General features: G+C 72.6%; 9 protein-coding genes. 4 read left to right on the forward strand and 5 right to left on the reverse strand.

The window, feature by feature from the left end; all coding sequences use genetic code 11:
- The first annotated feature begins 112 nt into the window (after positions 1 to 112).
- The gene (locus tag C6361_RS10775) at positions 113 to 1,534 is read left to right on the forward strand and encodes a WGR domain-containing protein (RefSeq protein WP_107257490.1); all 1,422 of its coding nucleotides are present in this window, start codon (positions 113 to 115) and stop codon (positions 1,532 to 1,534) included.
- Here C6361_RS10775 and C6361_RS10780 read toward each other — a convergent pair.
- From C6361_RS10780 to C6361_RS10795, 4 genes are all read right to left on the reverse strand, one after another.
- Positions 1,498 to 2,703, reverse strand: coding sequence for a lipopolysaccharide biosynthesis protein (locus C6361_RS10780; protein WP_107267646.1), 1,206 nt, complete (start codon positions 2,701 to 2,703; stop codon positions 1,498 to 1,500). The genes C6361_RS10775 and C6361_RS10780 overlap by 37 nt on opposite strands.
- A gap of 67 nt (positions 2,704 to 2,770) precedes the next feature.
- On the reverse strand, positions 2,771 to 3,796 hold the full coding sequence (locus tag C6361_RS10785; protein ID WP_107267647.1) for an NAD(P)-dependent oxidoreductase: 1,026 nt from the start codon (positions 3,794 to 3,796) through the stop codon (positions 2,771 to 2,773).
- Positions 3,797 to 3,807: 11 nt separating this feature from the next.
- Positions 3,808 to 4,641, reverse strand: coding sequence for a glycosyltransferase family 2 protein (locus C6361_RS10790; protein ID WP_107267648.1), 834 nt, complete (start codon positions 4,639 to 4,641; stop codon positions 3,808 to 3,810).
- Positions 4,638 to 5,840, reverse strand: coding sequence for a nucleotide sugar dehydrogenase (locus C6361_RS10795; protein ID WP_107267649.1), 1,203 nt, complete (start codon positions 5,838 to 5,840; stop codon positions 4,638 to 4,640). The genes C6361_RS10790 and C6361_RS10795 overlap by 4 nt, the downstream gene beginning before the upstream one ends.
- Positions 5,841 to 5,953: 113 nt before the next feature.
- On the opposite strand from C6361_RS10795, the gene C6361_RS10800 reads away from it, so the two are divergent.
- The 3 genes from C6361_RS10800 to C6361_RS10810 are packed head-to-tail and all read left to right on the forward strand — an operon-like array spanning position 5,954 to position 10,452.
- On the forward strand, positions 5,954 to 6,715 hold the full coding sequence (locus tag C6361_RS10800; RefSeq protein WP_107267650.1) for an FkbM family methyltransferase: 762 nt from the start codon (positions 5,954 to 5,956) through the stop codon (positions 6,713 to 6,715).
- On the forward strand, positions 6,712 to 8,643 hold the full coding sequence (locus C6361_RS10805) for a hypothetical protein (protein WP_107267651.1): 1,932 nt from the start codon (positions 6,712 to 6,714) through the stop codon (positions 8,641 to 8,643). Before C6361_RS10800 ends, C6361_RS10805 begins: the two co-directional genes overlap by 4 nt.
- A gap of 3 nt (positions 8,644 to 8,646) precedes the next feature.
- Positions 8,647 to 10,452, forward strand: coding sequence for a hypothetical protein (locus C6361_RS10810; protein ID WP_234359441.1), 1,806 nt, complete (start codon positions 8,647 to 8,649; stop codon positions 10,450 to 10,452).
- 55 nt (positions 10,453 to 10,507) lie between these two features.
- Here the strand turns inward: C6361_RS10810 and C6361_RS10815 are convergent, their stop codons facing one another.
- A complete protein-coding gene (locus tag C6361_RS10815; RefSeq protein WP_107267652.1) occupies positions 10,508 to 11,683 on the reverse strand; it encodes a glycosyltransferase family 4 protein in 1,176 nt (391 codons plus the stop codon).
- Positions 11,684 to 11,771: the final 88 nt, after the last annotated feature.

Below are 11,771 nucleotides of genomic sequence, written 5' to 3' on the forward strand. Positions count from 1 at the left end.
GCGTGGACCGGTGGCCGGATTCTGTCGGTGCCGGCGGCTACCGTCTCGTCCGTCGCCACCGCTGGTGTTCCTGCCGGCGGCTGTCACCCCCACCCCGGAGGCGCAGACCCCCATGGCACAGGAAACGACCTACCTCGAACTGTCCGAAGCGGACGGTGGCTCGCACAAGTTCTACGAGGTGACCGTCGACGGCCCGGAGCTGACCATTCGCTACGGCCGGATCGGTGACTCGGGCCAGGTGAAGCGGAACGTCTTCACCAATGTGGACAGAGCACGGAAGGAGGCGGCCAAGAAGATCGGCGAGAAGGTGCGCAAGGGCTACGCACCGGCCGTGCCCGGGGTGCGGCAGAAGCGCGCGGTCTCCCGGCGGCAGATCGTCAGCACCCGCTCCACCGCCCGCCGGGCACCGGTGCTCTGGCGCTACGAATCGGGCGCCCCGGCGTTCGGCATCTTCGTCGACCGGCAGGGCTGCATGGTCGGCAACGAGTACGGCGTGATCACCACGCTCAGCCACGACGCCGAGGTGGTGCAGCAGTACCGACTGCCCGACGGGGTCAAGTGCATCGTCGCCGACGACGACTGGCGCTACGCCGGCTGCGACGACGGCAACGTCTACGACATCTCCGGCAAGGTGCCCCGGTTGGCCTACCGGATCGCGCCGGACATCGACATCTACTGGCTCGACATCCACGACGGTGTGCTCGGGGTCTCCGACTCCGGCGGCGGGGTCGCGGCGATCGACCACGAGGACGAGTTCATCTGGCGTCGCCAGGGCCACGGCCGGGCCGGCTGGATGGTGCGCTGTGACGCGGACGCCATCTACCACGGCGCCTCGAAGGGAGTGACCAGCTACGACTGGCGTACCGGGCAGCCGCAGTGGCACCGGCCGACCAGTGCGGTGCTGTTCGGCTGGCAGGAGCCGGGCGCGGTCTACGCCGGTACGGTGGCCAACCAGGTGACCCGGCTGAGCAAGCAGGGCCAGTCGGAGCGGATCTACCGGTGCGACGCCCCGATCTACTCCTGCGCCACCGCCCCCGGCGGCGAGTACGTCTTCGCCGGGGACAGCTCGTCCTCGGTCTACTGCTTCGACGCCGCCGGCAACCGGCTCTGGAAGCTCGGCACCGGATGCGGCTCGGCCTACTCCATGCAATACCACGAGCAGCGGCTCTACATCGTCACCACCACCGGCGCGCTGGCCTGCATCGACGCCAGCGAGCCGGCGATCCGCGCGGCCGAGCAGGGCAGTGTGCCGGACGTGCTGGACGTGAAGGCGCCGCCCCGGCTGCCGACGGTGGTGCCATCCACCACGGTCGAGATCACCCACGACCCGGGCGACGGCGTGCTGGTGGAGTGCGTCGAGGACGGCGGCCGGCTGCGGATCCGGGTGCTCTCCGACGGGTACCGCCGGGACTGGCTGGTGCAGTTCCCCAAGGGCATTCGCGAGCCGAGGGCCCGCTACCTGGTCAGCGAGGTGCGCGAGGCGGGGCGGGGCGGCTTCTACCGGGCGTACGGCGACATCCGCCGGCTCGTCTGACCCCGGCGGGTTGCGGCTGCGGTGAGCGCGAGTGCCACCGCGGCCGTGCCGACCGCGCACCACAGGATCGCGGTGAAGGTGTGCGGCGCCAGCCACTCGGTGACCACGAGCAGGCCGACCGCTGCCGCCCACAGCGGTGCCGACGGCCACCTGGCGCCCGCCGCCACCTGGGCGTTGACCAGCACGAAGACCAGCGCGTAGAGGCCGCCGGTGGCGGCGAAGACCGGCGCGTAGCGGCCGAGGTCGACGTAGTCGGCGCCACCCGCCAGGCGGAACGCGAGCCCACCGGCGAGCGCCGACGCCCCCACCAGCGACGCGCCGCAGCCGGTCACCAGCCCGAGGGCGATCATGAGGGCCCGCCGGTTGCCGCGCGCCAGGCGTGGAAGCGCCAGCACCGTGACCACCTGCGGCGCCCACAGCGCGCCCTTGGTGAGGACCGTGCCGACCGCGTAGGCGCCCGAGGCGTCCGCGGGTAGCAGATGGCGGGCCAGGAGCAGGTCGGCGTAGGAGACGACGAGCATCGCGAGCGTCGCCGAGCAGGCGGTGACGACCTGCCGGGTGGCGATGCCGGTGCCGCCGGACGCGTCGGCCCGCGACCGGGCCAGTCGGGCCAGGATCGGCGGGATCAGCAGCGCGACGGCCGTACCCGCCAGGACCGACCCGATCAGGCCGGCGCCGATCAGCAGGCCGGCGACCAGGCCCCCGTACCGGCAGACGGCCAACACCGCCATGCCGGCCGCCAGGCGCAGGAAGCGCTCGTCGCCCTGTAGCTCGCCCAGCCACCTGCCGGCCACCACCACGGCGCCGGTGTAGCCGGCGAGCAGCGGCGACACGACCGGCGGAAGGTCCAGCAGCGCACTCGCCACCGGCGTGAGGACCAGCACGACGCCGGCACAGACGGCCGCGGTCAGCCAGCCGATCCGGCCGCTCGCCGCGCCCGGCGTACGGGCCCGGTGGATCGCGACCGCGATCTGCAGCCCCGTTCCGGGTACGCCGGCGATCGCCGCGATCGCGAGGACGGTGGCCAGCGCGCCCAGGTCGCCGGGGCCGAGATGTCGGGCGCCCAGGACGGGTACCAGATAGCCGAGGCCGCTGGTCAGCGCACCTGCCATCGCCACCGCGAGCCCGGACACGCCGACGCGCCGCGGGGCGGAGGTCGTCACGGTCATGGCCTCAACTGTCCGGGAGATGGGTCGCTTGGTGGCCCCGCGCCAGGGCCGGCGGGTCCGGCCCGCTCTAGAGGCGGCCGTCGTGCACGGCCCGGGTCACCCACGGGATCACCTCGTCGAGCATGGCGTCGAGGCCGGTCGTCGCGGTGAAGCCGAGCACCTCGCGGGCCTTGGCGACGTCCGGCACCCGCCGGAGCACGTCGTGCGCGAACGGCTCGTCGCTGACGTACCGGAACGGCACGTCCGGGCCCTTGATCTTGCGCCAGATCAGCTCGGCCAGCTCCAGCACCGTCGTCGACTCGGCGGTCGAGAGGTTGAAGTCCTCGTTGTACGCCGCCTCGTGCTCCATCGCCACCGCGATCCCGCGCGCCAGGTCGCCGCCGTAGGTGTAGTGGCGCACCTGCTCGCCGCTGCCGAGGATGCGCAGCGGGTCCTGCCCCTTGACGACCTTCTGCACCAGGTCGGGGACCACGTGCGACATCGCCAGCTTGACGTTGCCGGAGAGCACCTCCGCTTCGCCGAGCGCCCGTCCCTCGCCGACGCCGACGCAGTTGAACGGCCGCACGATCGTGTACGGCAGTCGGTACTGGTCCCAGGCCGCCCTCGCGTAGTACTCGACCGCCAACTTCTGAAAGCCGTACGACGACAGCGGCGGCGGGACCTGCCGCTCGTCGCCCTCCCGGCTGGGCCAACGGTCGGTCGACTCGTACACCATCGACGACGAGAGATAGGTGACCTTGCGCAGCCGGCCGGCGCGGTGCGCCGCGATCGCCGCGTCACAGGACGCCGCCATGATCCGCTCGTTGGTGGCGAGGAGGTCGTAGGCGTACGTGTGGAAGTAGGAGATTCCGCCGATCATGGCGGCGCCGGCGACGAAGTGGTCGCAGCCGGCGAGCAGGTCGGCGAGGAGCGTGGTGTCGCGGGCGTCGCCCTCGACGAACCGGAAGCGGGGATGGTTGTCGTAGCTGTGCGCCACCGGACCGTACTTCGAGTGGTTGTCGAGCCCGACCACGTCGTGCCCGCGGCCGAGCAGTTCCTCGACCAGGTAGCCGCCGATGAAGCCGGCCGAGCCGGTGACCAGCACCGTCGCCATCCGTATCTCCTCTACCGCGCCACGTCGTCGGTCACCACGTCGTCGGAGCCCACGCCGTCGGTCGCGGTGTCTGGCGCGGGCGCGGGCGTGGGCGCGGGGGAGGCTGGGCGTCGCGCCTCCCACCGCGCGGCGAGCTGCTGCGCGGTCAGCCGCCGACCGAACGCGAAAAAGTACCAGCGCAGATAGCTGGGCAGGAACCGCCCCAGGTCGAAGTGCGACTCGCCGAGCTGCCGATCCAGCCAGATCGTCGGGATCTCGGCGACCGGGCGGCGCAGCCGGGTCGCCTTCGCGGTCAGCTCGATGCCGATCTCGAACCCGGTCCGGGCCTCGATGCCGACCTCCCGGACGAAGTCGGTGTCGTACGCCTTGAAGCTGTTGGTCGCGTCGCGGGTGCCGACCCGCGCCAGCAGCCACAGGCTGCGCCCGGCCCACCGGGAGGCCATCCGCTTGAGCCGTGGCCCGCCGACCTGCTGCCCACCGGGCATGTAACGGGACGCGGCGGCGACCACCACCCCACGGTCGACGAGCCGGGCCAGCTCGTCGATCTGCCGTGGATCGTCGCAGCCGTCGGCCATCGTCACCACGGCGACCGGCGCCCGTGCCGCGTCGATGCCGAACCGGATCGCGTTCGCCGGCCCGGACCCGTAGGTGTTGAGCACCGGGCGGACCCGCGGATCGCGGCGAGCGACCTCCAGCGCGTACGGGACGGTGGTGTCCTCCGGCATGTCGTGCACGATGAGCACCTCGGCCGGCAGCAACACCTCGCGCAGGATGCGATCGAGGCAGCGGACGACGCCCGCGCCCTCGTTGTAGACCGGGATGACCACCGTGACCTGGGGCTTCACACCAGTACGCCCTGCCCGGTCAGGCCCCACATGTCAATGAGCGGCTTGTCGGTGTCGAGGTCGGCGTAGTCGCCGTGCGGCGCGGCGATCACCAGCAGGTCGGCGCGCCGGAGCACCTCGTCGAGGGGGAGGAGCCGGTCGTCGACCACGTACGGGTCGGTGCACAGGGTCTGCGCCGCCTTGAGCGTCAGAATCTTGCGCAGCTTGTAGGCCAGGCTGCTGCGGGTGTCGTCGCTGCCGCCCTTGAACGCCATCCCCAGGATGCCGACGGTCATCGTGGCGAGGTCGAACCGGTCCTCCAGCCGGGAGACCAGGTACAGCGGCAGGCCCTCGTTGATCAGCATCGCGGAGTGGCCGAGGACGAAGTTGTTCCGGTTGAACGCCGCCAGCTGCATGGTGTCCTTGAGCAGGCACGGTCCGGCGGCGAAGCCGGGCATCGGCAGGTCGGCCGCCCGGGGGTAGTCGAACGCGACCGCGTGCCGGATGCGGGCGAAGTCGAGCCCGAAGTCGTTGGCCATCATCCAGAACTGGTTGGCGGTGGCGAACTTGACGTACCGCCAGGTGTTGGTGAACAGCTTCGCGAGTTCGGCCTCCTCCGGCTCCAGCGCGACGATCGAGTCGGTGAGCCGGCGGAAGAGCAGCTCGGCCCGTTCTCTGGCCTTCGCCGTCCGCGCGGCGACGATCTGCGGCAGGGTGAAGAGCTCGGTCATCGCCCGGCCCTCGGCGATCCGCTCCGGACAGAACGCCACGTCGACCGCGAGGCCCCGGCTCGCCAGCAGCTTCTCGGTCAGCGCCGTCACGCCCGGGTAGACCGTGCTGCGCAGGATCACCAGTTGCCCGTCGTGCAGGTGCTCGATACAGCGTTCCAGAGCCCGGGGCACCGCGCCGAGGTCGGGGTTGAGGTGTTCGTCCACCGGGGTGCCGACGACCACGACCAGGGTGTCGGCCAGGCCGACGCTCGTCGCCGCGGTGCTCGCGCGCAACCGGCCGGCGGCCAGCGCCTCGGTCAACAGCTCCGCGGCGCCCGCCTCGGCGAAGGGCAGCGCACCGGAGTTGACCCGGTCGACAGCGGCGGCGTCGATGTCGTACAGCACGACGCTCAGGCCGCGCGAGGCCAGCGCGATGCCGAGCGGCAGGCCGACCCGCCCGCAGCCGCCCACGACGCAGACGTCGACCGCCGCACCGTCCGCCTCTGTCATCGCCGCACCTTTCCGCCGGCCCGGCGCGGAAATCGTCCGCTGGTCAGTGCAGGTTACTGGTGAGGAAACCTCGGGTCTACCCACCCGTAGGAAAGGGTCTAAGGTTCCACACCATGGCCAGCACGCTGTCCACGGAACTGAGTTCGCGGTTAGCCGGCAGGCTCCCGGCCCGCGCCGTCGGCGCCACCGTTCGGCTCGCCTATCCCCGGGTCGAACCAGAACTCGCCCGGCTCTCCTCTTACCTGCCGCGCGGCGGCACCGCCGTGGACGTCGGCGCCTGGTACGGGCCGTGGACGCGGGGGCTGCGGCGGCTGGCCGACCGGGTCGTGGCGGTGGAGCCGGCCGCCGAACTGGCCCGGTCGGTGGCCGCCGCCTACCCGGACGTGCGGGTCGTCGAGGCGGTCGCCTCCGACCGGTCCGGCACGGCGGAGCTGTTCGTTCCCGCCGGTGGTCCCGGCATCGGCACCTCGTCCGTGGAGCATGGCGACGGCCCGTCGGTCACGGTCGAACGGATCACGGTGGACGGCCTCGGCCTGACCGACGTGCGGTTCGTCAAGCTCGACGTCGAGGGCCACGAGTTGCCGGCGCTACGCGGCGCCGAGCGCACCATCCGCCGGGATGGTCCGCTGCTGCTCATCGAACTCGAGGAACGGATCCAGCCGATCGAGCCGGTGCTGGCGCTGCTCGACGGATGGGGCTACCAGCCGTACGTCATGCCGGACGACCGCTGGGTGCCGCTGGCCGACTTCGACCTGGTCGGGCACCAGCGGGCGGCGGTCCGCCGGGTGACGCAGAGTCTCGCCCGACGGATCATCGACCCACGGCCCCGCTACGTCAACATGGTCCTGTTTCGCCGGGCGGAGCCGAGCCGATGACGGAGCCGGGCAGCACGGCCGCGTCGAGCGGTGCGACCGCGCCGAAGACCACCGTTGCCAAGGCCGTCGACCCGGTCCACCTCGCCGCCGTCGTGCTGATCACCGCGAGCGTGCTCTGGCGGGCTTCGATCACCACGCGCGGCTACCTCACCAGCGACGACTTTCCGATCATCGGTCAGGCCGACGCCGGTGGCCTGAGTCCGGAGCACCTCTTCGGGCTCTACAACAACCACTTCATGCCGGCCGCCCGGCTGCTCACCTGGGCAACCCACCGGCTGACCGAGTACGAGTACTGGCCGTACGCCACGCTCATGGTGATCGGTCAGGTGGCCGTCAGCATCGCCTTCTACCGACTGCTGCGCCTCCTGCTCCCGGCGGGCTGGGCGATGCTGCTGCCGCTCTGCCTGTTCGTGTTCAACCCGCTGACGCTGGAGGACAGCGCGTGGTGGGCGGTGGCGATCAACCTGCTGCCGATGCAGTTGGCCATGATCGTGGCCATCGGCGCCCAGGTGCGTTACCTCCGTACCGGCCGGCCCCGCCACCTGGTCACGCTCGGCGCCTCGGTCGTCGTCGCCCTGCTCTTCTTCGAGAAGGCACTGCTGGTGGTCGCGGCGGTCTTCCTGTTGACGCTCTGCCTCTACGCACCGGGCGGGCCGCTGCGGGCGGTGCTGACGACGATTCGCCGCTGGTGGCCCGCCTGGCTGGTGCTCGGCGGGATCTCGGTGGTGTACCTGGCCGGGTACCTGTCGATGTCGACCTCGACGCTGCGCGAGCCGGTCTCGGCGGCCGAGGTGAGCACGTTCCTTCAGCAGTTCTACGGGCAGTCCCTCCCCACCGGCCTGGTGGGCGGCCCATGGACCTGGCTCGACGCCTCGGACGGTCCCGCCGTCGTCGCCCTGACCCCGACCGCCCAGGTGGTCTCGTGGGTGGTCGTGGCGGCGTTCGTCGGATGCACGCTGTGGCTGCGCCGCGCGGTGGCGGTCCGGGCGTGGACCCTGCTGCTGCTCTACTCCGCGCTGGGCGCCGGCCTGATCGGCGCCACCCGGCTCGGGTCCGGGTTCAGTGGTGTGGCCGGCCTGGTGCCGCGGTACTTCGGCGACGTGCTGCTGGTCGCCGCGCTCTGCGTCGGCGTGGCGCTCTGCGGCCTGCGCCGAACGGAGCCTGCCGAAGCCGTGCAGCCTGCCGAATCTACGCAGCCGGCCGAAGCCGTGCAGCCGGCCAGAGCCGTGCAGCCGGCCGAGGCCACCGAGCCGGCACCCATCCGCAGGCACCCGCAGGCATTCGCCACCGCGCTCGCTGTCGGCCTGGTCCTGCTGGTCGGCAGCAGCGTCTACAGCGGCGTCGACTTCGGCACCGACTGGCAGTCCAAGGCCGGGCGCGACTATCTCAACACGGCCCGCGCCGACCTGGCCGCCGCCGAGCCCGGAACCGTGTTCATGGACCAGCCGGTGCCCGAGATCGTCGTTCCCGGGTTGGCCCACCCGTGGAACCTTCAGTCGCGATTCTTCGCGCCGCTCGACGAAGAACCGGTCTTCGTCACCAAGGCCCGGAGGCTGTGGGTCTTCGACGCATCCGGCCGCATCCGCCCGGCCTGGGTCAAGGGGGTCAAGGCGGCACCCGGGCCGGCGCCCGGCTGCGGCTACAAGGTCACGGGTGGCCAGCCGGCGCGGATTCCCCTGGCCGGCACGGTCGTCGACTACTGGCAGGCGGTGCGGATCGCCTACCTCAGCGACCGGGACACCACCGCCATGTTCCAACTCGGCGACAGCGAGGTGGTGCCGTTCGAGGTACACCGCGGGCTCAACGCGATGTTCCTGCTCGTGTCGGGCGGCGGCAATGCCGTGCAGTTGACGGTGGCCGACCCGGCGGCCACGTTCTGCACCGACGAGATCGAGATCGGCGCGCTGGTGCCACAGCCGGTCGGGTAGCCGGTGCGCCGCCGGCTGATCTCGCGCGCCGTGCCGCACGCCGTCGCGGCGGCGATCACCGCCGTGGTACTCGCCCCGCTGGCCCTGCCCGGCTACGTGCTGCGCTACGACATGGTCTTCGTACCGCACCAGCCGATGAGCTGGGAGATGGTCGCGCCGGCCGACGCCCTGCCGCGCGCCGTGCCGCTGGACGCGCTGGTGTCGGCCGCCAACCTCGTCGCGCCGGGCTGGTTGGTGCAGCGGGTCGCGCTGGTCGCGATCGTCTACCTGGCGGCGCTCGGGATGGCCCGGCTGATGCCGACCGGGCGGACGCTCACCCGAGTGGCCGGCGCGTTCGCCTACGCCTGGACGCCGTACCTCGCCGAGCGGCTGCTGCTCGGGCAGTGGGGCCTGCTGCTCGCGTACGCGGCCCTGCCCTGGCTGGTCGCAGCGGTTCGGGACGTACGCACCGGTCGGCCCGGCGGGCTGGCCCGCCTGGTGCTGGCGGCGGCGCCGGCCGCGGTGACCCCGACCGGCGGCGTGATCGCGCTGGGCACCGTGGCGGTGCTGCTGCCCGGTGGTTTCCCGGGCTGGCGCCGGGCCACCGCCGCCGCCCTCGGCGCTGTCGCCGCGCTCAACGCGCCCTGGCTCGTCGCGGCCGCGACGAGCGCCGCCGACGGCCGGTCTGACCCGGAGGGCGTCGCCGCGTTCGCCGCGCGGTCCGAGAACTGGGGCGGCTCGTGGACCGCGCTGGCCGGCACCGGCGGCATCTGGAACGCGCAGACGGTTCCCGTCAGCCGGGCCTCGCCGCTCGTGCCGGTCGCGACCCTGGTGCTGCTCGCGGTGGCCCTGCTCGGGTTGCGAGAACTGCGTCGGCGGTGGCCGGGCGGGGCCGGCCGGCTGGGGCTGCTCGCGGCCGGCGCGTTCCTGCTCGCCGCGGCGGGCACCGGGCCCGGCGCGCCAATCCTGGAACGGCTCGTCGGCACGGTTCCCGGCGCCGGGCTGCTGCGCGACGGCCAGAAGTTCCTGATCCCGTACGCGCTCCTGCTGGCGGTGGGAGTGGCCCTCGGCGCCGAGGTGCTGGCCGGCCGGCTGGCTCGCCGCCTCGACGCCGCAGCGGGCCGGATCGTGCTGGTCGCGGCCGCGCTGCTGCCGGTGGCAATCCTGCCCGACCTGGCCTTCGGTGCCGCCGGGCAGCTCCGGCCGGTGACCTACCCGGCCGACTGGGACGCGGTGGCGGCCCGGGTCGCCGACACCCCCGGCGAGGTGCTCTCGCTGCCGTTCGAGGGCTACCAGCGGTACGACTGGGCCCGCGGCATCGTGGTCCGCGACCCCGCGCCGCGCTACCTGGACGCGCCGGTACTGATGAACGACGCGCTGCGGGTCGGCGACGTGACGGTCGACGGCGAGAATCCCCGGGCGGCGCGGGTCCGGGCCGTTCTCGACGCCGACGGCCCGCTCGCCGGGCTGGGGATCCGGTGGGTGCTGATCCGGCGCGAACCCGGCGTCGAGTGGCCCGCGACGGCCCTCGCCGGCCTGCGTCCGGTGCACACCGGCCCGCACCTCGAGCTGTGGGAAAACCCGGCTGCCGTCCCGCCGCCGCCCGCCGCCGGACGCTGGCCCGTGGCCGCCGCGCACCTGCTCGCCGCGGCGGTCGTGGTTCTCGCTCTCCTGGCGCTACTGCTCAATCGGCGTAGATCGTGGTATGGTCCGCGCACTTGCGAACCCGGGGAGGTAGAGCCATGGCCAAGCTGGCCACGTTCGCCGTCGCTGCCGTCCTCGGCGCGGCACTGGGATTCATCAGCCTCCTCGCGACGGTCGGAGCGGTGAGTCCGTCCGCCGACCACGTCGCCGAGGAGACCGCCGACACCGCTGTCAGCAACGTCTACGGCACCCGCTGATCCGCTAGCTCCGACGTGGCTGCCGGCAACTGCCCGGCAACCACCTCCGCGAATGCCGCCCCCGACACCGACCAGGTGAAGCGGCGCGCATAGGCCGCCGCCGCCGTGCCCATCTCCGCGCGCCGGTCCGGATCCAACAGCAACGCCCGGACCGCGTGAAAGAACTGGGCCTCGTCGTTCACCAGGATGCCGGTCTGCCCGTCGGCCATCGCCTCGGCGACGCCGCCGGCGGCGCGGAACGCGACGGACGGAGTGCCCCGGGCGCCGGCCTCCACGATCGTCAGCCCCCAACCCTCCTTGAGCGACGGCAGCAGCGACACCCACGAGCGGCACAGCAGCTCGTGCTTCTGACCCTCGGGGACAAAGCCGGTGAACCGGACGCGCTCGGTGATGTCGAGGTCGGCGGCGAGCTGCCGCAGCGGCTCGTTCCACCAGCCCTGACCGGCCACCACCAGCTCCAGCCCTGGCAGCTCCGCCGCGAGCAGCGCGGTGGCGCGCAGCGCCAGCTCCACCCGCTTGTGCGGAACGAGCCGGCCGAGCACCACCAGGCTCGGGTGGGCGGTACGCGGCACCGGCGGGCCGACGACGTCCGGCGTTCCGTTGTGGATGACCGCGACGCGGCCCGGGTCCACGCCGAGCCCGGCCAGTTCCCGGCGGGTCGACTCGGACACGGTGACGTACCGGCAGGTCCGGTAGACCCGTACCGCCAGCCGGGACTCGATCCACCAGCCGATCCGGGCCACCCGGGGGCCGAAGACCACCGGCCACTGCTCACGGTGCACGTGGTGGACCAGCACGATGACCGGGCGGCGGGCGTAGACCCGGCTGAGGAACGGCATGCCGTTGCACACGTCGACGATCACGTCCGGCCGGCCGAGCCGCCGCCGGGCGAGCGGGCCGATGCCGATGGTGCCCGCCAGGTAGATCAGGGCCGCGTACAGGTAGACCGTGTGGCGGCCACCGCGGCGTAGGATGTGGGCCCCCTCGGCCATCGCCTCCAACGCGGGGCCGTTCTCGTGCGACTGGCAGAACAGGGTCACCCGGTAACCGCGCGCGGCCAGCTCGGCTGCGACCCGTTCGAGGAAGACCTCCGAACCGCCGCCCTCTGGATGGCGGGTGTCCCGCCAGCTCAGGAAGAGGACGTGCGGACCGGAGGTCATGGCCTACTCATCCACCCCTACTAGCGAGTACGGTTCGCGGTTGGGTCACACTAGGGCGCTCTGCAGACATCCGCAACGGTGACGTCAC

The organism is Plantactinospora sp. BC1, from assembly GCF_003030345.1.
GTDB lineage: Bacteria > Actinomycetota > Actinomycetes > Mycobacteriales > Micromonosporaceae > Plantactinospora.

Excerpts from the sequence above, each read along its gene's own strand:
- C6361_RS10800 (WP_107267650.1), top strand. The coding sequence starts at position 5,954 with ATGGCCAGCACGCTGTCCACGGAACTGAGTTCGCGGTTAGCCGGCAGG.
- C6361_RS10805 (WP_107267651.1), top strand. The coding sequence starts at position 6,712 with ATGACGGAGCCGGGCAGCACGGCCGCGTCGAGCGGTGCGACCGCGCCG.
- C6361_RS10775 (WP_107257490.1), top strand. The coding sequence starts at position 113 with ATGGCACAGGAAACGACCTACCTCGAACTGTCCGAAGCGGACGGTGGC.
- C6361_RS10795 (WP_107267649.1), bottom strand. The coding sequence starts at position 5,840 with ATGACAGAGGCGGACGGTGCGGCGGTCGACGTCTGCGTCGTGGGCGGC.
- C6361_RS10785 (WP_107267647.1), bottom strand. The coding sequence starts at position 3,796 with ATGGCGACGGTGCTGGTCACCGGCTCGGCCGGCTTCATCGGCGGCTAC.
- C6361_RS10780 (WP_107267646.1), bottom strand. The coding sequence starts at position 2,703 with ATGACCGTGACGACCTCCGCCCCGCGGCGCGTCGGCGTGTCCGGGCTC.
- C6361_RS10815 (WP_107267652.1), bottom strand. The coding sequence starts at position 11,683 with ATGACCTCCGGTCCGCACGTCCTCTTCCTGAGCTGGCGGGACACCCGC.